The sequence below is a fragment of the Microcoleus sp. EPA2 genome (genome assembly GCA_020882975.1).
In the GTDB taxonomy this organism is placed as follows: Bacteria; Cyanobacteriota; Cyanobacteriia; order Cyanobacteriales; family Microcoleaceae; genus Microcoleus.
The window spans coordinates 231,560-256,588 of sequence record JAHRFD010000001.1 but is presented as its reverse complement, the minus strand read 5'-3'; the positions used below and the strand labels follow the sequence as shown (position 1 = coordinate 256,588).

The following is a 25,029-nucleotide window of genomic DNA, read 5'->3' as shown; positions in this document are numbered from 1 at the left end:
CACGTCCCTGCGTAAAATATGACTTGAACGCCTCAACTTTCTTTCACACCGAGGAGAAACTAAATATGGCCGACCCCAGAAATGCAGAAATGATTCAACCCTTTAACGGCGACCCCTTCACGGGTCATCTAGCAACTCCCATTAGTGCTTCGGATTTTACCAAAGCATTCATTGGCAATTTGCCAGCCTACCGCAAAGGACTCTCCCCCCTAGTTCGAGGTCTAGAAATCGGCTTGGCCCACGGTTATTTCCTCGTCGGCCCAGAAATCGTCTTCGGACCACTGCGGGACTATCCAGAAGCAGCTAATCTTGGTGGACTAATTACAGCCCTCGCCTTAGTTCTACTCGGCACAGCAGGTATGTCTGCCTACGGTTTGGTATCTTTCAAAGAAAATACTACCTACCCCAGCGCCAATCCCATGACTCCCGAAGCCCTTAAAACCGGCGAAGGCTGGAGCCAACTTACCGCTGGTTTCTTTGTTGGTGGCATGAGCGGTGTCTTTGCTGCCTATTTCTTACTCGAAAACTTTAAGGGCGTCGATGCCATTTTCCGCGGTTTGGTCAATTAAATTAGACCCTACTCGGAAATACCTCTGTTGAAACACACTAACTTTAGCTGGGAGAATTTGATATGACAGGTTCATACGCCGCTTCTTTTTTGCCTTGGATCTTGATTCCGCTCATTACCTGGCTGATGCCAGTTGTGGTCATGGGTTTGTTGTTTATTTACATTGAAAGTGACGCCTAAATCCTACCGCTCCTGCCACATTCAAATTTGGGATTAGGGATTAGGGATTAACACCAGAACCAGCCCCCGGATTCATCTGTGGGCTTGATTGGCAATTTTAAAATCTCAAATCCCATGCCATTATCTCAAATCCAAAATTTACCAGCCCTAGGATTTTAGAGAGCATCAGAAAAAACTATGTTGATGTTGCTGACAGCCAAAATACTGGGTTTATTTACCAGAATGCTCAGAATTTATTAGGTAAGCAATGTTGGTGTTTTTTGCCTTCTGAACTGGATAATTGCAAAAAAACCTGCGCCCGCAAGCGGAGGTTTTTTTGTCAAAGCTAAAAATACTCCTCTGGAGGAAGACAAATTGCTGAATTTTGAGTCACAATTATCAATGGAAACTCTCTTACAGGAGACAGCGATGAAATTATCCTCCGCACGCCGAATCTTAGCTCCATTTCTAATATCGGTACTTTTGCTCCTCACCTCCTGCGGTAAAGCCCCAGAACCCTCCCGCTGGGACAAAGCTCAGCAGGAAAGTACCCAAAAACCTTCCGCTAAAGCTAAGCAGACAACTGCTGATAAATCCACTGCTGACAATCAAAACCTGCCCAAGAAGGCAGTAGCAGGTGGCAAATTAAATAAATATTTCCCTTCGTCGGGTGGCGGATTCGATCGCGTCTTCGCTCAAGAAAAATCAGGTTTTGCCGAAGCTAAGCTCAACAAAGGTGGTAAAAATGTCGCGATGTTGTCCATCAACGACATCGCTGGCAACCCCTCGGCTGGGTCTAAATTCAAAAGTAGTAGCAAGCAAATTGGCGGCTATCCCGCTGTTACCCAAGGTGCTAATATCACTGCGGTCCTCGTGGCAAATCGCTACCAGGTGAAAGTTCAATCCCGCGATCCTTCTTTTACTGCTGGCGATCGCGAAGATTGGTTGACAAAATTTAACCTCAGTGGCCTTGCTAACGTCAAATAACCATACCTATGCTCATCGTCCAGCTTTAACTTGAGTCTGACTCTATTGGCATCCAATCTCTACCCTGACTTTGAGCCTGGTGCAATCTGCCAAAAGAAATACTTTTGAGTCCTGTTAATCAACTAGAAGGAGTTTTTTGTGAGCAAATCCATCTTTGAATTAGTGGATCAACTTCCTAAAGACAACATGACTGTCAAAGCTCTCAGAGCCCTTGACTTTGTTGTACCCGGTGAGTGGAACAATTTAATTGGTTTTGAAAATACAATTCGCACGGTAACAGGCGAAACAGATGAAGAACTGATCCAGCAAATTGGCGAGCGGGCTATCTATCTCTACAACGATAAATCTGAAGGCTATCAGCGCGCTCTCTGGCTCTACCAAACCATCGACAGTGCGGACAAGGCCCTAGGTGCAGCAGCAATGGCAAACAAAGTCTCTCAAAATGTGCCGTTTTTGTCCATGCTGGGCAATCTTACTCCCAAGCCGGAAAAGGCTCAAACGATCGACCTTTCTTTGAAGTTAGTCGTTGAGTTACTAGCTTTTTGCCAAATCAACGGCCTTCCCGGCGACAGCATCGGCGATTTTGCTGGTGCTTTGGCCGACTACGGTGGCGAATCCCTGATGCGGATGGCGGCTTTGGTTTGTTTTGATGGTTTGATTCCCCTGGGCCCAGACTTTATCATGGCAACTCAGTCTTGGATTCAGAGGCTTTCCCCAAGCGATTTGCAATCCAATCCATCGTTTAATGCCATAAGCAGTATGATTCCTGGTGACCACCCAGCAGGCCAGTTAGGCTTTATTGGGGAAAGTTTTAGCTCGGTTTCTGGCTGGATGGGCTCTTTTGTGAGCGATCGCGGTTTGACTCCCCAAAACGTGATGGGCCACTTGCAAAACTTTGTGGAAATTTCTGCTGATAAGGTGGACTATCTGGGGGCATTCCTCGACGTGACTACCAACTACTACGAACACACAGGCGTTCAAACTTTGGCCCGCCGTTTGATTGAACGAGCTGTCGCTGAGATTTAGAATAATCATAGTCCTCAGTCATTAGTCAGTAGTCATCGGTTATTAGTTATTGGTTATTAGAAACAACAACTAAAACTAACAACCAACAAATAACTACTGACTACTGACTCCTGACTCCTCTACTCATCACTTTTTTACAGGAAGCACCAATGGCAGAAGAACCGACAAATCCAGCAGCAGGCGAAGCCGAAATTCCTAGTCTTTCTGCTGAAAACACTCCCAGCACTGACAAGCCTCAGCCTGCGGCTAAAAAGCCTGCTGCAAAAGCTGACGGCGATAAGCCCCCAGCTAAAGCTAAAAAGGAAAAAGCTCCTGCTGTTGAAGACAAGCCGTTCGCAGAATTTATTCAACAAGACTATTTGCCTGCTTTGCAAACTGCTTTAACTAAGCAGGGCGTTGAGGATTTAGATATCAGTTTTGCTAAGCAAAAAATCCCCGTTACGGGCATGAGTTCCGCCGGCGATTGTTGGCAAGTAGTGGGCAAATTCCAATTAGGTCAGCGCCAATTTAACTTGTATTTTCCTCAAGAAAATATTCAAAGTCAAAGAGCTTTTTCTTGCGCTGAAAGTAACACAAAAACTAGCACTCTTGAACCTTTTTTGATAGACGAGCGCAAGATCACCCTAGACTTAATGGTTTTTGGTGTAGTTCAGCGGCTTAATGCTCAAAAATGGCTGAATCTTAATTAGTTATTGGTTATTAATTGGTAGCTGGTTGTTAATTGTTATCGGAACTTACCCCCTGCGGGGTAGTTCCGAACGATTTATTCTTAATTATTCACTCCTTTCTAGCTTTCCCAAAACAATTAAACTTTCTAAATTTTTGTTGATTGTTGTTGATGATAATCAATCATTAATGACTGACAACTAATGACCTATTTAAGAAATTCTGAGTTTGCATAATTCTATGAAGGTCAACATCAGTTTCTAACAAACAAGCATGACCGCTGTTAGCCAGCATCACCAGTTCAGCATTAGGAATTACCTTGACTAAAAGCTTCGCTTCTGCTAAAGAAGGCAGAAGTCGATCGCTACCACTAGCAATTACTACCGTCGGCTGTTCGATCGCACTCAACTGATTTTCGTCAACATCGAACGATCGCACTAAAGCTAATCTCCATACAGAAGTGCTCTGAGGTACTGCTTGCATCGCTTCTAACAAAGCTCGTCGCTCCTCTCGCCCAATCTTTCCCAAGGATGCTAAGACTGGCAATAAACCTACTACCGACAGCGGATAAAGGCTTGCCGGTAGCCATTGAGTCAGGTAAGAACCCCACTGTACCCAAGGTTGCTGTCGAAACGAAGAAGCTGGATTGACTAAAATTAGTCGATCGCACAATTGAGGAGCTTCTAAAACTACTTTCATCGCTAAACACCCCCCAAATGATTCCCCACACAAATAAACCGGCCTCTGATTTCCGGCTGCCTTTTCTGCTTCAACTAAGGCGATTGTTTCGCTGACAAGTACATCCCAACTAGCCATGTCATTGGCTGGTATAGCTAAGCAACGAATGTCAAAATCATTGGTTAATTTAGGGATTTGCCGACGCAGCAGCAAACCGCTACCATCCATACCAGGAAGAAATACAAATAAAGGCAGATCGGAATTCGGAGATTTTGGCGTTAGGAAACGAAGCTTGTTAGTAGAATTTGACATGATTAAAGTCAATTGATTTTAGATTTTATAGACGAAGGAAGCAGGAAAAATGAAGATGAGATTTTAGGTTAAATCATTCCGGTTGGAGTCGAAGGATTTAACCTTTATATAACGGATAAAACCCAGAGCAAAAAAAGAGAGAGCAAGAATTTTGATGCTCGCTGATTTGATCTAAAATCTGACAACAGTCAACAGTCAACTTGCTTGGAGTAATTGTGCAATTTCTCCGTGACAATGTTCTGTAAGTTCCGCAACAACTGCTTTGGCTTGTTTCCCTCGATATTGCTGTTGTCGATCGACCGTAATCCAGTACGGACGGCCGACTAAAATATTAACTCGTCTGTAAAGTATCACAGGATGCCATCCAGCTCGATCGAACAAAGGTTCTGAAGGATCGAACCAACTCAATAACTTCAAGGGTATAGCCGATCGTACCGACTCTTCTTGAAAAGAACTAATCGCCACGGGCAAAACCACCAAATCCCGCACCGGAGCTCGCAAAGCTAAATGAGCAAATCCTCGCTGAAACTTTCCGACAGTATGCGGTTGAGTAAAATTCACCATCGGTTCAGCACCCTCTGGAAACACCCCCACCATCTCCCTATTTTGCAGTAAGGCTGTCGCCTGATCGAAAAAATGCTGCTGTCGGTGTTGCGGTGCTTCCAAGGGAAAAGCACCGAAAGATGTTACCAATTCCCGAACCAGCGGCACCTGACCCATGTAATGATGGCAAGCAAACCGGATCGATCGACCCAAAGCCGCCGTCAGCAGCACAGGATCTAAGAAACTGCGGTGATTGCTAACCACCAACACCGGGCCTTCTTGGGGAATTCGATCCTCTTGGTGCAAAAACATCTGAGTGCCCAAACCTGCTAAGAAAGAGCGTGAAATCAGTAATGTGCGATCGGGCGACATAGGCAAAAAGACAGGTGCGACCCTCTAAAAGTTAATTACATCTCCATGTAACTTAACATTTCTTTACGAAATTGGCGATCGGTCCGAAAGTAGATTTTTCCGTAAATTTATAAAGTCTTGTTGCGACCTCTCTAAAAATCTTTGGAACCGCAGTCAAACCAAGTTAGCTTAGCAGACGGGAATCCCCACACTATATCGCTTCGATTAGTGTGGGATCAAAGGTACGTGAATCGACGATTCCATCAGCCACAAGACGTAAAAGCGAAAGCTAGCAGGCGATGGCGGATGGATGAGGAGATCATCCCTTCGGCGAGCGTGAGGGGGCATCGCAAATTGTTGGCTTTTCTAATATTTTTTGTTATGATAAACTTAGACTAATCAAAAAAGCAATCTAAGTATTGTGCTGAAAGCTGTCAAAGTCCGAATCTACCCTACTATTGTCCAGCAAGCATACCTTGCTAAGGCTTTCGGTTGTGTGCGTTGGGTCTGGAATCAGTCTTTGGCTATAATAACCGCAACCTATCAAGAGACTGGCAAAGGCGTTACCGCCATGACCATAAAAAAGTCAATACCCTTGTGGAAAACTGACAATGAATGGCTATCTGAGTGTTACTCTCAGTGTCTTCAGCAATCGGTCTTGAATCTAGGTGTAGCCTTTGGCAACTTCTTTGATGGTCGCGCCATGTATCCAACATTCAAGAAACGCCAAGGGAAGCAATCTATTCAATACCCTCAAAATGTCAAAGTATTGAGTAATTGTGAGATTAAATTTCCGGGTTCGTTGGGTACTGTCAATGCTAAAGTTCATCGGGATATTGAAGGTAAAGTCAAAACTGTGACTGTATCCAAAAATCCTGATGGGAGATACTTTGCTTCCATGCTTGTGGATGATGGCATTGAATGCCCAGAATCTAGCTCTGAGGGTAATGTGATTGGCATAGATTTAGGTCTAACTGATTTTGCAGTTACATCAGAAGGTTCTAAATATCAACATCCAAAAGCTACAAAGAAACATGAAAAAAATTTAGCTCGTAAGCAAAAAAAGCTGGCTCGCAAAAAAGATAAAACGACAAATAATCGTCGAAAAGCCAAGCTGGCAGTAGCTAAAGTTCACTCAAAAACCAAAAGAGTCCGCGAGGATTTTCTGCACAAGCTATCGCGCAAGATAGTAGACAAAAACCAAGTCGTAGTAGTAGAAAATCTGGCAGTCAGAAACATGGTGAAAAATCATTGCCTAGCCAAATCAATATCTGATGCTGGTTGGGGAATATTTTGTACTATGCTTAAATATAAAGCAGAAATGGTGGGGAAAGTTTATCTAGAAATAGGTAGATTTTTTGCATCAACTCATCTTTGCTCAAATACTTTGAAGCCACTGCCAAAAATGGATTTATCTGTACGAGAATTTGACTGTCCACACTGTGGCAATCGGCACGATAGAGACATTAATGCCGCGATAAATATCAAAAATGAAGGCTTGCGCTTATTGACGTTGGGAACCAGCGTTATTGCTCCTGAAGGCTATGTAAGACCAAAACAGTATGGACGCAAATCTACTACTGTGGTGGCTGTGGTCGTTGAAGGGAGAAGCCTCCGTCATACCGGTACGACCCTTGACGGCGGGTAGTTCACGCTAACTAGACTAAGAAATTTCAAGTATTTTCGCGCAAGTCCTAATAGCAACCTCGCCAGGCCCAAAATGAATAACTTCCATAACTATCGCCTCAGATGCACGCTGACCTTCGGCGACATTTACGGTCAAATCATTATTTGGCTGATTGTGATCTTTCTAAGCCTAGCCTCCGCCCTCGCCTTGTGGAGTAGCGCCCGTCAAATCTACGCCTTAGCCACCGTCGGATTGATCTTAGTCCTGTCTCTACCCTTCCTACTGTTTGCGTTTGTGACTACTTTGCTAAATCACATCGAAGTCACAGCCGTAGAACCAGCTACCGAATCGATACCACCCGCTAGCGCCAATTTACCAGGTCAAAAACCTACCCCAGCAGTGGGTTAATCCCTCTCAGAGATTTTTAATTATCCATCAAATTAAAAATCAAAAGTTAAAAACTTCCTTACCTTTGCGTGAGGATTTTTTTTGTGCATCAAAATTATACATACAGCAGAACACTCAACACTACTCAAAAAATGCTAGAACACGACGTAATCATTGTGGGCGGCGGTTTAGCAGGTTGCCGCGCCGCGGTGGAAATAGCCCGCACTGACCCCAGTTTAAAGGTAGCTGTAGTTGCCAAAACTCACCCGATTCGATCGCACTCCGTCGCAGCCCAAGGCGGTATGGCATCCAGCCTGCAAAATGTCGATACCGAAGACAGTTGGAAAGCCCACGCTTTTGACACCGTAAAAGGTTCAGACTATTTAGCCGACCAAGATGCCGTCGAAATTCTCACCCGCGAAGCCCCCGGTGTAGTCATCGATTTAGAACACATGGGAGTCCTATTCTCTCGCCTCCCAGATGGCAGAATAGCCCAGCGCGCTTTTGGCGGACATTCCCACAACCGCACCTGCTACGCCGCCGACAAAACCGGTCACGCCATCCTCCACGAATTAGTCAACAATCTCCGCCGCTACGGAGTTCACATCTATCAGGAATGGTACGTCACCCGCCTGATTTTGGAAGAAGGCCAAGCCAAGGGCGTAGTTATGTATCGCCTTGTAGACGGTCAAATCGAGGTTGTGCGCGCTAAGGCAGTGATGTTCGCTACGGGGGGTTATGGTCGGGTTTACAACACGACCTCGAACGATTACGCCTCGACTGGAGACGGTTTGGCAATGACTGCTATGGCGGGATTGCCGTTGGAAGATATGGAATTCGTGCAGTTTCACCCGACTGGTTTGTATCCCGTGGGAGTGTTGATTTCCGAGGCTGTGCGGGGCGAAGGGGCTTATTTGATTAATTCCGAAGGGGAACGCTTTATGGCGAACTATGCCCCCTCGCGGATGGAATTAGCGCCTAGAGATATTACATCTAGGGCCATCTCCTTAGAAATTCGTGCAGGCCGAGGAATCAATGTAGACGGTAGTGCTGGCGGCCCATTTATTTACATGGATTTGCGGCACATGGGACGGGAAAAAATCATGAGCAAAATTCCTTTTGCTTGGGAAGAAGCCCACCGTTTGTTAGGAATTGATGCCGTAAATCAGCCGATGCCAGTGCGTCCGACAGTCCACTATTCAATGGGGGGAATTCCTACTAATGTTAGAGGACAAGTTCGCAGTAGTGTTGATGGTTTGGTAGACGGTTTCTTTGCAGCCGGAGAAGCAGCTTGCGTGTCAGTTCACGGCGCAAATCGTTTGGGCAGTAACTCGCTGTTGGAATGCGTAGTTTACGGCAAAGTTACTGGCGCAACCATAGCACAATTCGTCCAAAATCGCAAGCTTCCATCTGTAAACGAACAGTTATATATCAAGGAAGCAAAAGAGCAAATTCAAGCACTTGTAGAGCGTCCAGGCAAATACCGCATCAATCAAATTCGGCAACAGTATCAAGATACGATGACTGAGTATTGCGGCGTATTTCGTAGCGCCGAATTGATGCAGGAAGGTTTGACAAAATTGGAGGAATTGGAGCGACAATATCAGGAGGTTTACTTGGACGATAAAGGCAAGTTGTGGAATACGGAAATTGTGGAAGCTTTGGAGTTGCGAAGTTTGATTATTGTGGGGAGAATGATTTTAACTTCTGCTCTGAAGCGGCAGGAAAGTCGGGGCGCTCATTCGCGGGAAGATTTTCCGCAGCGGGATGACGGCAATTTCTTGAAGCATACGCTGGCCTATTATTCGCCGGCTGGCATCGATTTGGCTTATATGCCGGTGGCGATTACGATGTTTGAGCCGCAGGAGAGGAAGTATTAATTTATAGGTGGGCAATGCCAGCCCTATTAAGGTGGTGAAGAAATCCCTCAAACGCTTGAAATTGCGTAGCGGGCGATCGTTAAATCTGATTCTTTTAAAAGGCGATCGGTAATAAACCAGGTTTATTGCCGATCGCCACCGCCTAGAATGACGCAAATCAGTTGTTAGCGCAGCCCTCGAAGAGGATCGCACCTTGACTGGGCTGGCTGGCAATGCGTACCTTACCAATTGAGAGGCAATTCGGCAATCTTTAGTCTCTTCTACCACTTTTAGTTATCTTGCGCTATAATTATGTCAGATACGACATATTTGTAAACTTTATGACTAGACTACTTAATTTATGGAATCCCAAGGCGAGAACAAAGATGTTGTTTGGCTCATCAGAGGCTCCGTAAAAACTCCCCCTTTTTCCGCCTCAGCGCGAATTGAGGCAGGGATTTTATTAAGGATGTTACAAAATGGATAAATTTTAGCCATGCCTGTCTCTCGGCCTATGCCAAGCATCAGCCCTCACTGCCACGAATTGCGGATCGATGATAGTGAAGCCGGTAAACAGTGGCGAATTATTTACCGGATTGACTCAGATGCTATTGTCATTGCAGAGGTGTTTCAAAAAACTACCCAGAAAACGCCTAAGCGCGCGATCGAAAACAGTCAAAAACGACTGAGATTGTACGATCAAAGCTCAGGAGAAACCTAGTTATTTCAGGACTTCCTTTAGGGTGGGCAATGCCCACCTTACAAATTGAGAGACAATTCACCATTCACAATCCTTGCTCTGTGCAATTCATATAATTTTAAAAAGAGGTAATAATTACAATGGATGCCATTAAACGTCAACGTTTAGAAGCAGCAGGTTGGCGGGTGGGAGATGCCGCAGACTTTCTAGAACTTTCAGCCGAAGAAATTGCTTTTATTGAGATGAAGCTGTCTCTAATTAAACGCTTGAAGCAGCTTCGCCTTAGTCAAAATCTTTCTCAAGAAAGTTTGGCTAAGAAAATTAAATCTAGTCAGTCACGGGTAGCTAAAATAGAAGCTGGCGATCCGTCTGTTTCTCTTGATTTGATGGTAAGGACAATGCTAGCGCTGGGAGCAACTCGCGAGGATGTGGCACTTGCTATTACTTCTTCCAAAAGCTGAGAAGCAGACAGTTGAAATTTGAGAATCTTCGAGAATTTGAAGTTAACTTTATCCCGATAAAACTATCTCAGCCGTGATAATTGTGGCTAACTTCCTCCACAGATAAAATTAACGCCTCCGCCACTTGTTCGACACTCAAACCCATTCCCAACAATCGGGGAATAGCATCCCTTCTTGGGCAGTTCGCACCTTACTAATTGACAACTACAGGTTCGCCAAGCATAGATATGCTCAACCATATTTTGCTAGCTGTCAAAGCCGAACGTTTTTCAAACAGTCCTGGACGCACTCGGACAAAAGAAACCGGGTTTTTTACCTTGGGTGCGGGCTGCAACGAAGTATTTTTGTAAAAAAACCCGGTTTCTGGGTTCCATGCGTCCAGGACTATCAGAAATAAAAATTGCAACCAATACCAGAGGTAAGCAAAAGCACCTCCTTGGGACGGAGATCCGTCGCCAGAAGATTATTCTTATCAACACGATGGACAACCTATCTCGTGGTCAGAAGAGTAAACACAATCTACTGAATTTGCTGTTTATTCAACTCTGGGGGATGACTGCAAACTTGGCAGTGTTATACTGCTTTTATCCGGTATCATACAGTTAAATATAATATATGAGCAAAACAACACAGACATCTCAATTCCAGCAAGCTCTTGAAGCTGTAGAAGTTTTATCATTAGAAGATCAAGCCATGCTTCTAGATATTCTTCAGAATCGTCTGCGACAACAGCGACGAAATGAATTACTTAAGGAAGTGGCAGAAGTTCGTCAAGAGTATGCGGAGGGCAATGTTAAATTTGGTTCGGTAGCCGATTTTATGGCGGAGTTGGATGATTGATGAAAATTGGTTGGACTCCCAAATCTATTCGTACTTTCAAAAAGTTAGTTCGTAAAAATCCTCAGCTTCGCCTTTTAATTGAAGCTACGCTAGAACTTTTGTCTGAAGACTGCTTTAACCCCAGCTTGCGAACTCACAAATTGACAGGAGATTTATCGGGTATCTGGTCCTGTTCCATAGATTATGATTATCGGATTTTATTTGAGTTTGTGACCGATCCAAAAGATGAGGAGGAAGCTATTTTATTGCTCAAAATGGGTTCTCATGATGAAGTCTATTAATACCGATCGCCCTTTTCCCAATTCTCTCCCCCTGTCTCACTCTCCAGCATTCTCCGTAACTTCCTCCACGAATAAACTTAACGCCTCCGCCACTTGTTCGGCACTCAAACCCATTCCCAACAATCGGGGAATTGCATCCCTTCTTGCCTGAAATTCAGCTTGTTGTGCCTGCTCTGCACTGTCGGCTCGCAACCTTTCTTGTTCGGCTCTTTCGCGCTGTTGTTCCCCTCGCAATTTCTCCAATTCTGCCCTTTCATCGCCAATCAATAGCAAATTACCTTCCTCGTCCCACCAGCGGAGCCAAAGCATAGTTTGATTTTGATAACTGCCTTGCCAAAGTCCCAATTCTACGCCTAAAGGTGCGATCGGAAAATGACCGCGTTGATTTAGTTCTAACCGTTGATAATACCCATCAATCAATCGATAAACTTCTAATCTGCCGCTGTTAATTTCATAGATGCCATAATAGGGAATTCGCATTACCCGCTCGTACACCCAAAACTTGCCAGGTTTCGTTATTAGCCCTTCATCAGTGCGCGATAAAGGAGTACGATCGCGCTCTTCATCCCCGTTCCCGCTAGCAAATTCCAACGCAATTAAAGGTGCTATGTGTTCTCGCCACAGCACGTAGGAACGGCGAATTTGACCGTCAATATTAGGAGGTACATTGGGAACATAAAACCAATCAGGAGCTTCTGCACCTTTTTCCGGTGGCTCGGTTTCTCGCCAGTAAATACCGCAGTCTTGACCGATCGCATATTGTCCATCGGGATGCCGTTCCTGCAAAATTGGTCCGATCGAATCAGTTAAAATTAAACTTTGTGGATGCTCCTGAAAATTTTTCACAAAAGTACCATCCGACTCTGGTAATTGAGTGTGGTCTGGAAAAGCAGGAGGTAGAACAATGCGGTCAACGCTTTGGGTCATAATTCCCTCCGAAGTTGTGTCTAATTGGCAATCCGATTTGAGATTTTAGATGGAGAGAGTGTTCGAGTTTTAGTGCGTTGGGACTAGAAGAATTATTTAACCGCGAAGACGCGAAGGACACGAAGGAAGAAGTAAGAAGAAGGAAGTAAGTGCATGAATTTTAAATTCTTGAACTCCCAACTCACGCACTCAAAACTCAAAACTCTCCTTAAGGCTTAGGTAGTGAACCTTCAGGACTCGGTGAAGCGGTCGATTCAGGAGTTGATGAAGTCCCTGGTTGGGGACTTGCAGCAGGGGGTGCTGAAGGCTTGGGAGTATCGCTAGCTAACTGATTGATTTGGTCTTTATAGTTAGGAGGAGCTAACTCTGTAGCCTTAGCAAATAGGGTTTTTGCTTCATCTTTTTTGCCCTGTTCTTTAAATACGATCGCCTTTCCTAGAGTCGGGCGAAAATCCTTGGGATTAGCTTTGGCAGATTCGTCATAAATCGCGATCGCCTCGTCAAATCGCTTCCCGACAGCATAAACTTGTCCCAAAATCAACTGCACCGAAGTTGTATCGATACTTCCCGGTTTTGCCTCATTTGCAGCCGGAGCAGCTTTGAGGGTATCTTGCAGCAATCCGATCGCTGCTTCGGGCCGCTGCTGGACTAGCAACAAATTCACCAACCCCTGCAAAGCTTTAATTTCCCCCGGCTTAGCCGCCAAAATAGCCCGGTATGCCTGAGCCGCACCTTCGCGATCGCCCGTGCGTTCCTTAGCCTGAGCCAGTAAAATCCCGTATTCAGTAGTTTCAGGATTCAACTTAGCCAACTTTTCCAAAGGAGGTACTACATCTTTAATGTCCCCCACTCCTTGTCCGATCAATTCCAGCCGCACCTGCAATAGGCCTCGCAAAGCAGTTACATTGTCGGCCTCGCGCTGCAAAACCAATTCGTAACCCCTCGCCTGAGCTTGCAGCAACTCTGATTGCTTTTCCCCACTTGCAGCCGTCTGAGTAGGCGTTGGAGTTGACCTAGTTTGGGCTTGGCTTCCCTTGAGAATGCTGTCCAAAAGTGGGACCAGAGAAAATCCCAAAAAAGCGATGAGGGACAGCACCACCACCACAGTAATCAATCCACGACCCTTGTTTGTTTTATCCATAATTCAACTTCTTGTTGAGCTTAAAATTTACTATTTTCCGAGATTGAAGGCATCACCTGCTGCCTAAGCCAAGTCCATCAGGTTTTTAATTTTAGGGCCCAACTGTGACAAAGCAATCTTTTGCTTGCAGCTAATATGGTAACAGACCCACAACTTCATGCTAGCTAAACAATTTTGGACACTCAGACCCGCAGCCCCAAGGATTGCGCCCTCTGTCCAATTTAGTCTGGTCGAGCTAAAAATTACCAAAAATATGGCGGATCAGCCCGTTCGGTAATTGGATTAAGTAAAATAGGCAAGCTGAATATCCTAAATTCTATTAGCCAGCAACTCCAACTACAGGGCGATCGAATTGACGATCGGTCCGCAACTCCTAAAGTCTTTGCCAACAAGGATTTTAGCAGCCAACGGACTGCTCGACACTCTACTACCCCTTGCAAGTTGGAGTTGACGGGTCACAACCTGACATGAAAGCCCCGTGCTCTCCTGTCAGGTGCTAGTAGTTTTGAAAGCAGTGTCTTCAGTTTATTCCTAATTTCCCTCAAGGGATGTGTCTCCGCTGCAAGGAGTTTTTATGAACCCCTCTCCAAACCGCTCTTCCAAATCGCCCAAATCTACTTCAACTCGCAAGGCTCAGCCTCGCGAACTGGCCGTCAATCCGCCCAAAGATACAGTTTCAGTTCCTGAGACACCAGAGGAAAGTCCACAGCCAGAGCTGTTGGCAGCACCGGTTGACCAAAATCAACCGCCAATGGCAACAGATGCCCCAGCATCCAAGGACACCCTGCAACGACCACGCTACACTTCTCCCCCCAAGGAGGAAGCAAAGCCACAAGATCCACCTAGGGATGCTCCCGCACTCTCAGAGCCAGCACCCCCATCTCCATCTACCAGCGATACTCCAGCAGTCTCTGTATCGCCCACCGTCACATCAGACTCTGCTGAGCAGGAGAGTCCAGCCACCGATGACATACCCGCAGTGATGCGCCAACATCCGATTCCCCCCCCCAGTGAACCTAGACAGTACCGAGCTGTTGGTTTGGTCCGGGGCCGCTACACCCAATCTGAAGAACATTTCACGCGGGGTATGCTCATCGCTGCTGACGGAACTGCCATAGACGCGGTTTTGCTCGGTAGAGTCATGAGTTTAGTCAAAAATCACTTGGACTTGGAACAAGAACACCTGTGGGTGGTCTATCCCCGCACCAGGCAAGAAGATGGTAACTTACACGCCCAGATTATGGGAGTCTGGGAACCTGAAACGCTCAAAAAACCTTCGGAAATTTCCTCAGATGAGGAAAGTCCAGTTTCCGGGGAAATTGAGAGCAGTTTAACATCCTCTATCCCCTCTCTCCCAGAGTCTGAACCTAATGTTGAAGATGGCTATTTTTCGATTAGAGGTGAGGTTATCTATCAATCTCACGATCGAGAAAAGTATGTCATCGTCAAAATTAAGCAAGCTCCCCGCAAGAATGACGACAAGATGAAGTTTTTTAAGTTGAAACTTCAGGGGGATTTAGCCACAAAGGCGATCGGGTTTTTTTGGGATTTCCATGTCAAGTTACAGGCTGACAATCTCATAATTCAGCAGGCTAATAATATTGGGGCACTGCCGATCAAAAAGCGGAAATTCCCCCCTGGCGAAAAACCCCCCGGCTTCCGAGGAGGCGGAAATAAACGTCCATATACTCCTAGACCCAGTGGTGATGGCGCTCCTGTAGGGCGTCCAAATATCAAGCCCTCAGCCGCCTCCGCGCCCCCTGCTCGTAAGGAACCTCTTCCTAAGCCTGTGAAGAAACCTAAGCCTGTGGAGGAGTGATGCCTCCCCAAAATTTAGTTTCTGTATCCAGAACTGGTCTATTCCAATCTAACTTGCGCCCCCCACACATCCTGTGGCAGAAATACTCTGTCTGCTGGCAGAGGAGCAACTGGTGCGGTGAGAGTAAATTGACCAGTTTCAATTTGCTGTTTCAATTCCAAAGCTACTTGTCGGGACAGAAACATACTTGCTAGGGGGGCTGTTCGCACGGGTTTACCCTCTATCAGAATGCGACCTGTTTTTAATTGGGCATAGCTAACTAAACCGAAGGTGGGACGCACGCGCCGGGGGATTGAGAAATCTACCACCGGCGCTACTATTTTTTTGTCTGATACTGCACAGTGGGCAACGACGGTTTCGTTGAGGACAGGAAATGGGATGCCGATTCCCAGCATGATTGATGGGCCGTAGTTTTTGAAGTAGCACCCGCGTACCCATTTTGAGTTCATCTGTTTTGCATCGCCGATAAGTGCTAGGGTGGCGGCCGGTCCGATGGGGGTACGATTGGCCTGCCGTTTTTGCAGGGGGAAGTGCTGGGTGCCTTCCCAGGTGATGTAGCCCTGAGCGCCTCCTAGGAAGATGCGCGTGCCAATGCCGATGGTTTCGAGGTCGGGGTCGTTCAGCAGGGGGGACATGGCTCCTAGGCTGGAATAGACGGCGTTGCCTAGGTTTGCTTGTAGGGGCCCTAGGTAGGTGAATAGTGGTCGATCGCCCCCATTGACACCAACAATAAAGTTTTGATATACGTTCCGGGGATTGAATAAATAAAACTGGTTGATGGTATCGCGGGTAATTGTGGTTTCAAAGGAGGTGCGGGGGTAGCAGTCTGTTACTTGTCCGAGGGCGCGCAATTGTACGGGTTTCCCCGCAATCAGGTCTTCGATGACGTGTCCGCCGCCTCTTTCGCGGGATTCTTCGCCGTCTTCGGCTACTTGGGTGGCTCCTAGGTACAGGTCTACTGCACCAAAGCCGGAGTAGGCTAGAACGCCGTCTAGCCAGCACTGGCGGATTTTTATGGGGGGATCTGTGTGGCCGAGGTTGATAATTGCCCCTGATGATTCCATTGGCTCGAAGGTGCCTGTGGTGATGACATCGACTTCTTTCGCCGCTTGGGTAATGCTGGTTTCTTGGACTCGGTTTTTGAGTTCTTCGATTGTCCAGACTGTGGCTTTGCCTTGAGTGATTTTATCGTTGATTTCGTCGATCGTTCCCATATTATTATTTGAGATTTGAGATTGATAGATTGCCTGAATACTGGATTACCGACTATTTGGGACTAGGTGGCAGATGCTATTATTGGCAATCAGAAACAATCTACTTTTTGGGTTCACCATTATCATCTGTATTGTTTGGGATGTCTGTTTTTTGTTCTGGCAGACTTTCTGATTGACTATGTACTACTCCTATAGCTTGGTATTCCTCCTCAATAGCAGAATTAATCGCTGCTAGCTTGGTGGGACTTGTGTGCCACTGGTTGAGAATATCTTTAATTAAGACTTCTCTAATCCAAACTTGAGCGACAACGGTGAGGGGAAGGGCAAGCAATAGTCCTAAAAATCCAAAGAATGTAGCGAAAAATACTTGAGCTATTAAGGTGACAGCGGGCAGCAGCGATACTTGTTGTGCCATAACGTAAGGGGTGAGGAGGTTACTTTCAAATTGTTGAATTAGAAAGTACAGGAGTAGGACTAAACCGGATTTTAAGGGAGAGTCTAAAAGTGCGATCGTCATGGGAGGAATCACGCTCAAACCAGGCCCCATATTTGGTATTAAGTTCAGTAAACCCGCTACTACAGCGTGAGCTAGGGCTAAGGGAACTTTTAATACTGATAAACCAATTAAGCTCAGAAGGGTGATGACGCTCATGCTAATTAAAGCACCGATCGCCCATCGACCCAGAGCTATTTCGCATTCATCTAAGATGCCATCGACTCTACGCCGATAAAAAGAAGGAAATAGTTGGATAAATGCTTTCCGATAAGAGAGAGGTTCTGCTAATGTCATTAACGTCAAAACTATGACCAGCAAAAAACTGAGAATAACTCCTAATGTGTTCCCGACAAAAGCTCCTGCACCGCCAACGAGTTGGTTGAATAAAGGTTGTAGTTGTTGCATGATGTCGTTAACATCAAGATTGGGCAGCCGCTGACCAAATTGTCCAGAAAAGCGAGTTTCAATCTGATCGATCCACTCATTTAATTTGACTATTCCTTGAGGCGCTCTTTGGGTCAGTTGTTGAAACTGTTGAGTAAAGGGTGGTACAATAATTAGAAATAAGCCTAGGAATATCAGGACTAGGAAGGTAATTGAAAGTAAGACTGCGATCGATCTTTTGAGCCGGAATTTCTGTAAGTACCGTGCTAGCCTATTTAAGGCTGTGGCTAAGACGACTGCGGCAAATAGCAGCAGTAAGGCTTGCCTGATTTGCCAAAGTATGTAACAAGATGCGATCAGGGCTAATAAGCCCATCCATTGTCCTAGCTTCATTTGGTTTGAGATTGGGGAATCAAGATTTAGTGTGGGACTTGAGAGGTTTGGGAAATCTACTCTCTCCAAGATATCTTAGATGCGGGCGATCGCACTTTAATCCTATCTTTAAAAAATACCCCTACTCTCACACCAGAAGAAGCAGACTCCTCATTGACCTTTGACGAACAACTGTTTTGGTGTCAGATTGAATTATGTTGACATACTCCCCGGCGTGATCGAACTTATCAGTTAGCTCATGGGCTAACTTCCAGAACCAATCATGCCGACGATTAGAGATATCCTCATGCTTGCGTACTAGATTCTTTCTAGCTCTTTCTCTGTTTGATGAGCCTTTTAGCTTTTTAGAATGCTGTTTACTAGCTTTTTTAATAGCGTTTAGGGATTGTTTAAAAAATTGGGGAGACTCAATTATTGTACCGTCTGAGCAGGTGAGGAAAGTCTTTAACCCAAAGTCAAAACCAGCGATTCTACCCGTCTTAACTTCAACTTCTGGGCTAACGTCGTCAACAACCAAAACCAAAAACAATTCACCCAACGGGGTGCGTTTAATGGTTAAAATTTTAACGGTTCCTTCTATCTCTCTGGATTTATAGTCTATAATCCCTTATTCCTGAATACCCATGGATTCCTATGCTTCTAGTTTCAGGGCATAATTATCCTCCGAATTAGTGCTAGTTACCTCGACGATTAAGGGGACTTATGAACCCATTGTAATCATTGATAATTTTTCCCAGCGTGGCTGGTTTCCCATGGTTTATTCGTGGAGTACAATAATATCAGGCTTATATAGCAATCCTAAATGAGTCGTAAATTTTTTACCCCGCCCCAACCCTCCCCTTAGCAAGGGGAGGGAGTAAGAAGTTCACAAATGATTTAGGATTGCTATATCCCGATTTCTGGCGCATCGGTAGTTTTTAGACCAAGTTTAGATCGCACTCTAGCTCGCCTTGCTATTGCTGTTGCCATGCCCGCCACCCCAAGATAGCAGCTACAATCAGGCTTGGGGAAAGGATGGCAATGAGAGCGTTGGAATCGGTGGAGGGTATGGATAAGCTAGGCCCTGCGTACTTGATGGCGAGGGAAAGGGCGGCGGAGAGGGTAAATACTTTGAGGATCGGGCTGATGTTGGTGTTCATGGAGGTGGTGGTTGGTTCTATAATTACGGATTGAGACTATTATTGCAAGTTTGTACCCTGGGCGTGGAGTTGAATTTAGACTGTTTTGATTGAATGTGATAATAACAATTTAGATATTAATTTACTGTGTCGCTGCTTGCTGATGGCTTCGAGTGTGGAAGCGATGAAAGAGTTTAGGAGGGGGATGTCTGGTTAGGGCGATCGCACAGCAATTAAATGATGATAAAATGCAGTGATAAAAATCCATCATAAATTCCATGACGCGATTCATTCACGATCGCTTTGCCAAAGAATACCTGGAAGAAATGCTCTCTCCCATCGGGAAAGTCAATATTGGTCGCGATGTGACTTCGGAAGTCCGAGAAATTGATGTCTATTTCACTCCCGGCACTCCCATCCCAGAATATACAGAAAATCTAGGATTGTTGGGAAAAATGGCAAACACAACTGCAATATTTGAACCGTTTCGCAATCCCATAGCTCTGGGCGATGTCTGGAATTGTACCAGTAAGTTATTCGATTTACGAAGAGAATTAGAGCGACAGGCAAGAAGAGAAAATACTCGCTATGATGATACTAAGCTACCCTTCCTGTGGATTTTAACACCTACAGCCTCAAAATCATTAGTTTCGGGTTTTGGTGGAACACCAGACCCATCTAATTGGTTGGAGGGCATCTATTTTTTCCCAGAGCACTGGCGAGGGGCAATTGTGGTGATTCACCAATTACCAGAAACACCAGAAACCCTGTGGTTGAGGATTTTGGGGAAAGGGAAAGTGCAGCAAAGGGCTATTTCTCAATTGAGTTCTTTAGCAACGGACGATCCGCTGCGGATGACTGCCTTAGAGTTATTATATAGGTTGCAGTCAAATTTAGTAACCGATACCCCACAGCAATTAGAACCAGAAGAGCGGGAGTTAATTATGGCCATTACACCACTTTTTCAACAACAAATACAAGCAGCACAGCAACAAGCTAGGGAAGAAGGGCTAGAACGAGGGCTAGAACGAGGGCTAGAACGAGGCAGACAAGAACAGCAACGCTTAATTTTATCAGATTTTCTGCCAGGAAAATTCGGAGAATTAAGTCCCAAAATGAGCGTGTTTTTAACGCCTCTATCCAAGTTGTCGGCGACGGAATTTACTCGGATGTTGCTGGCGATATCAATGCTGAGTGTCGATGAATCAGGACAGGAACAAGCGGTTAAATTGTTGGCGGAATATGTATTGAAAAGGTACTTAAATGAATCAGCAGATATTCTCGCTACGGCAGTGAGAAATTTAGTAGAATTATCAGTGACCGAATTGACAGTGTTGGTAGAAGAAATGCCACAGTTATCTGCTGATGAATTGAGGGCAAGGTTATTATAGAGTTTTTGAAGTAGTGATAATGGCAATAGGGACACCGCACCGTGCCCAAAGCGTGTCAACTTAAGGTACAACCCATAGTCCGGCAAGGGTTGAAACCCCTGCCTCAAAGCGAAAGTCCTCTGAAGAGGACTCATGAGTTCTTCAGTCCTCTTCAGAGGACTTTAGCTATTAGACAGGGAATTCATTCCCTGGCGGACTGGCGGGCAACCCTGGCAGACTTGGCGGGCTGACGGCTTAAGTTGAGAATGATCGCACAGTGTACTTCATAAACCTGGAATCTGCTGTATGTTGCGACTTGGGGGAACATCGCATATTTTCTGAGATACTAAGATAATTTGCCAGCGTTGAGCGTAATTGAACATGGATCGCGAAAATTTAGAGTTAATAGAAAACATTCGCCAGCAATTTGACAATACTCCTTATCCCAGAATCCCCCTGGAAGAATCTCCTAAAGACAACAGTGAATTGCTTTACCTTCATAATCTGGTAACTGCTTACTACTTCAGAAATAGAAAAGTCATCAATACTTCCGGTAAAGTTATCCTTGATGCCGGATGCGGCACTGGTTATAAATCCTTGGTTTTAGCTCTTGCCAATCCGGGATCGAAAATAGTAGGTATCGATTTATCAGAAGAATCTGTGAAACTAGCTGAGCAACGTTTACAGTATCATGGGGTTGCTAATGCAGAGTTTTATGCTTTGAAAATAGAAGAGTTGCCAACTTTAGGGTTACAGTTTGACTATATCAATGCTGACGAAGTTCTGTATCTATTACCCGATCCTATTGCTGGATTGCAAGCGATGAAGTCAGTTCTGGCTCCCGATGGCATCATCCGCACAAACCTGCACAGTTCGATTGGTAGAGCGGGAATGTTTCGCGCTCAAGCTGCTTTCAAAATAATGGGATTAATGAATGAAATCCCTGGAGATTTGGAGATAGCAATAGTCCGGGAGACTATGGAATCGCTGCAAGATGGAATATGGCTCAAAGCAGTTACTTGGAATTCCGATCTCGGGAAGGATGATGGATGGATTCTGGCAAACTATTTATTAGTGGGTGACAAAGGCTGTAGCGTGCCTGAACTATTTGCACTTTTGAGAGGTGCTGATCTAGAGTTTATTAGTATGGTGGCGTGGCACCAATGGGATTTGATGGATGTGTTCAAAGATCCAGATGATTTGCCGACGTTTTTGGCGATGAGTCTGCCAGAAGCTTCTCTGGAAGAGCGGCTGCATTTATTTGAACTGTTTCATCCCCTACACCGGCTGTTTGATTTTTGGTGTGGCAATCCCGATCGAACTCAGGATTTTGTGCCGGTGGCGGAATGGACGGAGGCCCAGTGGCGGGAAGCGCGGGTACACCTGCACCCTCAACTGAGGACTTCCCAGGCGAGGGAAGACTTGACTAATTGTATTGACAGTCAGACTCCGTTTGAGATTAGTCGTTATATTATTGTGGCGACTTTGGCACCAGTGGCGATCGAGAGTGCGATCGCGGCTTGTTTGCTACCTCTGTGGGAGGGGCCACAGTCTGTGGTATCCCTGGTGAATCAGTGGTTCCAAATCCGCTCCCAGATCGGTGTTAACCTAGAGCCTGCTAGTCAGCGGACTGCCTTTGAGGAAGTCAAGGAACTGTTGATTAGGCTGGAAGTCTTTCTGTATGTGCTTTTGGAACCTTAGAGCCAAGAGTTGAGAAAAAAATTGCTCAGGGGTGATATTAAAGCGCCGATAACTGGGTAAGTTACATATAAGAGTTAGAAATCGAGCATCCCACCCCTCAAGGAGAAAAGACTTATGAAGACTGAATTTAAAGCCAAGTTCCTGCAACACATCAACAAAAGAAGACAGGATCAAGGTTTTACCCTGATTGAACTGCTGGTTGTGATCATCATCATCGGTATTTTGTCTGCTATAGCTTTGCCCGCGTTCCTCAACCAAGCAAACAAGGCCAAGCAATCTGAAGCCAAGCAGTATGTCAGTTCAATGAACAAGGGTCAGCAGGCTTTTTACGCTGAGAATAGCAAATTTTCGATCGATAACACTGGTACTCAATTGGGTCTTGGTATCAAAACTTCAACCACTAACTACACATATGACTTGAGCAAAGGTGAGACGGGCTCTGGAGGAGTTGTTAACGCTCAACCAAAGGTTGGCTCTCTCAAAGGATATGGGGGAAGTGTGGCTTTAATAGTAGCTGGAGAAGCAAAAACAACTACCAGCATCATCTGCCAAGAAGGAGGTACAAGTACAGGTGCTGTAACTGATATGACATCAGGTACTACTGACTGTGCCGCGCTGACAGTCCTCACGGAACCTGTTACCAAGTAGTTTCTGAGTTTTATTACTTCTGCTTGTTAATAGTCCGTCATCAGCGGGTAGCAGATAACGCTACCCGCTTTAAAATTTTAATAAAAATTCCTTGAATTGTTTATGATTTCTAGTGATTCACTCATTGCCGAATGGCAACACCAAGCTGAAAAATATATTTGTTCAGGAAATTATTATCAAGCAGCGAAAATTTACGAAGAGGCAATTTTTCATGAGCCTAATGTGAACTCCTACTACTGGCACTTAGGTTTGATTTTTTTATTGCAGGGCCAAGAAAGTGAAGCTCAGACAACATGGCTCATAGGAATGGCAGATGGAGAGCCAGAAGACATAGAAAATTGGACACAAGAATTAATTGAGGTATTGGAAACAGAAGCAGAGCGACGACGATTACAGGGCACAACAGACCAGGACTATTGTATAGCGTGGGCAATCCGGCAACATATACGGGAAATTAACCCAGAAGAAGTTAATAACTTGTTACATTTAATCGGGCTGTCCACTTTGCTCAAAACATACCAGGGAGAAATGTTGAATGAGCTGCATATCCTGGAATTGCTAAATTCGGAAGTAGTAGAAGTCGATACTGAGCTATTAATACAAGTGCTGAAAAATGTTTTAGATTTGGCACCGTTTCACCCTTCATCTTTCGATTTTGCCGAAACAGCTCTAGTTTATGTTAAAGACAATACATCCATTTTAGAGCAATTTCTACATCCATTTGTCTATAAACTTTGTTACTCATTTAAACGAGCTGATGTTGCTGCCCGTTTTACCGAACTAGGTTTAAAGTTACTTCCTAAACACCAAGAATTTTTATATGCGTTGGCTTCTTTTTATCAAGATAGCCGTGAATATACGAAGGGAATAGAAGCAGCTAAATTATACTATTCGCTTCAAGAAAACTTAGTCAATAAAATTTCTGGTAACTTGCTAATTATGCGCGGGTTGATGGGTGCAGGTGGCTACTGGAATGAAGTTTGCTTGGGTTTTGAATTGCAGAAGTCCATGCTTGCTTCTTTGATAAATGAACAAAATAATGATGATCTATGGGGGACATCAGCTCTGGGATTATTTAATTCTATTTTTTTCTTTCCTTATTTGCAAGACCGACTTGAGGAAAATTTAAAAATTCGCAGTCAAATAGCTCGTCTAGCACAATCACATATAGAAAAGTCTCTGAAGGAAAAGGTATATCTGTGTCGCCAGTGGAAGGCTCGGTTGATAAAAACAAATGTTTCTACAAGACGTTTAAAAATTGGATATATCTCGCACTGCCTGTGGAATCATTCTGTAGGTTGGTTAGCACGATGGGTATTTCAGTACCACGATCGAGATCGCTTTGAGATCAATGGTTACTTTATGGGCTATCAAGAAAATTATAATTCATTACAAGAATGGTTTGTAGGTCAGGTTTCTAAGGCTTGCAAATTAGAACTCAGTGGTCAAGAAGCTGCTGAAAAAATTTATGAAGATGAAATTGACATTTTGATAGACCTTGATAGTTTAACGCTAACTAACACTTGCGAGGCAATAGCAATGAAACCAGCACCAATACAACTAACCTGGTTAGGTTGGGATGCCTCGGAGATTCCTGCTGTTGATTATTTTATTGCCGATCCTTATGTTTTACCGGAATCGGCTCAGGATTACTACACAGAGAAAATCTGGCGTTTGCCTCAAACCTATATAGCTGTAGATGGTTTTGAAGTCGGTGTACCTACTCTCCGGCGCGATCGATTAGATATTCCTACTGATGCTGTTATTTATTTTACTGGTCAGAAGGGATACAAATATCACCCGGATACAGCAAGGCTGCAAATGCAAATTATTAAAGGAGTTCCCAACAGCTATTTTTTAGTGAAAGGAGTAGCCAATCAAGAATCACTTAAAAACTTTTTTATTCAAATTGCAGAATCAGAAGGGGTGAGTGGAGATCGCCTAAAATTTTTACCATCTGCTTCTTCAGAGCAAGTCCACCGCGCTAATTTAGGCATAGCTGACGTAGTATTAGATACTTACCCCTACAACGGAGCTACAACTACAATGGAGACGCTGTGGATGTGTGTTCCTATAGTAACCCGCGTAGGGCAGCAATTTGCTAGTCGCAACAGCTACACGATGATGATGAATGCAGGTATTTCCGAAGGGATTGCTTGGACAGATGAAGAGTACGTGGAGTGGGGAATTCGTTTAGGGAAAGACGCAGCTTTGCGACAGCAAATATCTTGGAAACTGCGACAGTCACGACAAACTGCTCCGCTATGGAATGGCAAGCAATTTACGCGAGAGATGGAAAAAGCTTATGAGCAGATGTGGCAAATATATATTGACCAATCAAACCATTAAGTGCAACGTAGAGGCACTCCCCCC

The 25,029-nt window shown here is 44.9% G+C and carries 26 protein-coding genes and 1 pseudogene; 19 read left to right on the top strand and 8 right to left on the bottom strand.

What is annotated here, in order from left to right; all coding sequences use genetic code 11:
• The first annotated feature begins 65 nt into the window (after positions 1–65).
• From AAFP14_RS01020 to AAFP14_RS01000, 5 genes are all read left to right on the top strand, one after another.
• Positions 66–569, top strand: coding sequence for a photosystem I reaction center protein subunit XI (locus AAFP14_RS01020; RefSeq protein WP_340522447.1), 504 nt, complete (start codon positions 66–68; stop codon positions 567–569).
• A 62-nt stretch (positions 570–631) separates the two neighbouring features.
• Positions 632–748 (top strand): photosystem I reaction center subunit VIII, encoded by a 117-nt coding sequence (locus AAFP14_RS01015; RefSeq protein WP_293127047.1) that lies wholly within the window; start codon positions 632–634, stop codon positions 746–748.
• Positions 749–1,156: 408 nt separating this feature from the next.
• Positions 1,157–1,714, top strand: coding sequence for a hypothetical protein (locus AAFP14_RS01010; protein WP_341730745.1), 558 nt, complete (start codon positions 1,157–1,159; stop codon positions 1,712–1,714).
• Positions 1,715–1,852: 138 nt separating this feature from the next.
• Complete coding sequence (locus AAFP14_RS01005) at positions 1,853–2,740, top strand: hypothetical protein (protein WP_341730480.1); 888 nt, start codon at positions 1,853–1,855, stop codon at positions 2,738–2,740.
• Between the two features lie 149 nt (positions 2,741–2,889).
• A complete protein-coding gene (locus AAFP14_RS01000; protein ID WP_341730479.1) occupies positions 2,890–3,429 on the top strand; it encodes a DUF2996 domain-containing protein in 540 nt (179 codons plus the stop codon).
• A 163-nt stretch (positions 3,430–3,592) separates the two neighbouring features.
• Here the strand turns inward: AAFP14_RS01000 and AAFP14_RS00995 are convergent, their stop codons facing one another.
• A complete protein-coding gene (locus tag AAFP14_RS00995; RefSeq protein ID WP_341730478.1) occupies positions 3,593–4,396 on the bottom strand; it encodes an alpha/beta fold hydrolase in 804 nt (267 codons plus the stop codon).
• A gap of 195 nt (positions 4,397–4,591) precedes the next feature.
• Positions 4,592–5,311, bottom strand: a complete 720-nt coding sequence (locus tag AAFP14_RS00990; protein WP_341730744.1) for a lysophospholipid acyltransferase family protein — start codon at positions 5,309–5,311, stop codon at positions 4,592–4,594.
• Positions 5,312–5,711: 400 nt separating this feature from the next.
• On the opposite strand from AAFP14_RS00990, the gene AAFP14_RS00985 reads away from it, so the two are divergent.
• The 5 genes from AAFP14_RS00985 to AAFP14_RS00965 all read left to right on the top strand — a co-directional run bounded on the left by AAFP14_RS00985 (position 5,712) and on the right by AAFP14_RS00965 (position 10,324).
• Positions 5,712–6,938 carry an RNA-guided endonuclease InsQ/TnpB family protein gene (locus tag AAFP14_RS00985; RefSeq protein WP_341730477.1) on the top strand — a complete coding sequence of 409 codons (1,227 nt, stop codon included), beginning with the start codon at positions 5,712–5,714 and terminating at the stop codon, positions 6,936–6,938.
• Between the two features lie 72 nt (positions 6,939–7,010).
• A complete protein-coding gene (locus AAFP14_RS00980) occupies positions 7,011–7,325 on the top strand; it encodes a hypothetical protein (RefSeq protein WP_341730476.1) in 315 nt (104 codons plus the stop codon).
• A 131-nt stretch (positions 7,326–7,456) separates the two neighbouring features.
• Positions 7,457–9,184, top strand: a complete 1,728-nt coding sequence (locus AAFP14_RS00975; protein ID WP_341730743.1) for a succinate dehydrogenase/fumarate reductase flavoprotein subunit — start codon at positions 7,457–7,459, stop codon at positions 9,182–9,184.
• A 475-nt stretch (positions 9,185–9,659) separates the two neighbouring features.
• Entirely contained in the window at positions 9,660–9,884 is a 225-nt protein-coding gene (locus AAFP14_RS00970) for a type II toxin-antitoxin system RelE/ParE family toxin (RefSeq protein WP_341730475.1), read from the top strand.
• A 119-nt stretch (positions 9,885–10,003) separates the two neighbouring features.
• Complete coding sequence (locus AAFP14_RS00965) at positions 10,004–10,324, top strand: helix-turn-helix transcriptional regulator (protein ID WP_333050854.1); 321 nt, start codon at positions 10,004–10,006, stop codon at positions 10,322–10,324.
• A gap of 67 nt (positions 10,325–10,391) precedes the next feature.
• Here AAFP14_RS00965 and AAFP14_RS00960 read toward each other — a convergent pair.
• Positions 10,392–10,499: pseudogene (locus AAFP14_RS00960) on the bottom strand (Uma2 family endonuclease); the annotation flags it as partial.
• Positions 10,500–10,551: 52 nt separating this feature from the next.
• Here AAFP14_RS00960 and AAFP14_RS00955 point away from each other — a divergent pair.
• From AAFP14_RS00955 to AAFP14_RS00945, 3 genes are all read left to right on the top strand, one after another.
• A complete protein-coding gene (locus AAFP14_RS00955; protein WP_333292937.1) occupies positions 10,552–10,674 on the top strand; it encodes a hypothetical protein in 123 nt (40 codons plus the stop codon).
• 265 nt (positions 10,675–10,939) lie between these two features.
• Positions 10,940–11,164, top strand: coding sequence for a hypothetical protein (locus AAFP14_RS00950; RefSeq protein ID WP_096831014.1), 225 nt, complete (start codon positions 10,940–10,942; stop codon positions 11,162–11,164).
• Positions 11,164–11,445 carry a type II toxin-antitoxin system RelE/ParE family toxin gene (locus AAFP14_RS00945; RefSeq protein ID WP_341730474.1) on the top strand — a complete coding sequence of 94 codons (282 nt, stop codon included), beginning with the start codon at positions 11,164–11,166 and terminating at the stop codon, positions 11,443–11,445. The genes AAFP14_RS00950 and AAFP14_RS00945 overlap by 1 nt, the downstream gene beginning before the upstream one ends.
• Before the next feature lie 36 nt (positions 11,446–11,481).
• Here AAFP14_RS00945 and AAFP14_RS00940 read toward each other — a convergent pair whose 3' ends face one another.
• Positions 11,482–12,372: a Uma2 family endonuclease gene (locus AAFP14_RS00940; RefSeq protein WP_341730473.1), complete on the bottom strand. Its 891-nt coding sequence runs from the start codon at positions 12,370–12,372 to the stop codon at positions 11,482–11,484.
• 208 nt (positions 12,373–12,580) lie between these two features.
• On the bottom strand, positions 12,581–13,513 hold the full coding sequence (locus AAFP14_RS00935; protein WP_341730472.1) for a tetratricopeptide repeat protein: 933 nt from the start codon (positions 13,511–13,513) through the stop codon (positions 12,581–12,583).
• A 574-nt stretch (positions 13,514–14,087) separates the two neighbouring features.
• Between AAFP14_RS00935 and AAFP14_RS00930 the strand changes: the two genes are divergently transcribed.
• A complete protein-coding gene (locus AAFP14_RS00930) occupies positions 14,088–15,332 on the top strand; it encodes a hypothetical protein (protein WP_341730471.1) in 1,245 nt (414 codons plus the stop codon).
• Positions 15,333–15,370: 38 nt separating this feature from the next.
• Here AAFP14_RS00930 and AAFP14_RS00925 read toward each other — a convergent pair whose 3' ends face one another.
• The 3 genes from AAFP14_RS00925 to AAFP14_RS00915 all read right to left on the bottom strand — a co-directional run bounded on the left by AAFP14_RS00925 (position 15,371) and on the right by AAFP14_RS00915 (position 18,336).
• The gene (locus AAFP14_RS00925) at positions 15,371–16,546 is read right to left on the bottom strand and encodes a homocysteine biosynthesis protein (RefSeq protein ID WP_341730470.1); all 1,176 of its coding nucleotides are present in this window, start codon (positions 16,544–16,546) and stop codon (positions 15,371–15,373) included.
• Positions 16,547–16,646: 100 nt separating this feature from the next.
• A complete protein-coding gene (locus AAFP14_RS00920; protein ID WP_341730469.1) occupies positions 16,647–17,819 on the bottom strand; it encodes an AI-2E family transporter in 1,173 nt (390 codons plus the stop codon).
• A gap of 127 nt (positions 17,820–17,946) precedes the next feature.
• Positions 17,947–18,336 carry a transposase gene (locus AAFP14_RS00915; RefSeq protein WP_341730468.1) on the bottom strand — a complete coding sequence of 130 codons (390 nt, stop codon included), beginning with the start codon at positions 18,334–18,336 and terminating at the stop codon, positions 17,947–17,949.
• Between the two features lie 497 nt (positions 18,337–18,833).
• Here AAFP14_RS00915 and AAFP14_RS00910 point away from each other — a divergent pair, with 497 nt between their 5' ends.
• The 5 genes from AAFP14_RS00910 (at position 18,834) to AAFP14_RS00890 (ending at position 25,005) form a co-directional block, all read left to right on the top strand.
• Entirely contained in the window at positions 18,834–18,992 is a 159-nt protein-coding gene (locus tag AAFP14_RS00910; protein ID WP_341730467.1) for a hypothetical protein, read from the top strand.
• Positions 18,993–19,215: 223 nt separating this feature from the next.
• Entirely contained in the window at positions 19,216–20,328 is a 1,113-nt protein-coding gene (locus tag AAFP14_RS00905; protein WP_341730466.1) for a flagellar assembly protein H, read from the top strand.
• A gap of 360 nt (positions 20,329–20,688) precedes the next feature.
• On the top strand, positions 20,689–22,008 hold the full coding sequence (locus AAFP14_RS00900) for a class I SAM-dependent methyltransferase (RefSeq protein WP_341730465.1): 1,320 nt from the start codon (positions 20,689–20,691) through the stop codon (positions 22,006–22,008).
• Between the two features lie 114 nt (positions 22,009–22,122).
• Positions 22,123–22,656, top strand: coding sequence for a type IV pilin-like G/H family protein (locus tag AAFP14_RS00895; protein WP_341730464.1), 534 nt, complete (start codon positions 22,123–22,125; stop codon positions 22,654–22,656).
• 102 nt (positions 22,657–22,758) lie between these two features.
• Positions 22,759–25,005, top strand: a complete 2,247-nt coding sequence (locus AAFP14_RS00890; protein WP_341730463.1) for an O-linked N-acetylglucosamine transferase, SPINDLY family protein — start codon at positions 22,759–22,761, stop codon at positions 25,003–25,005.
• Positions 25,006–25,029: the final 24 nt, after the last annotated feature.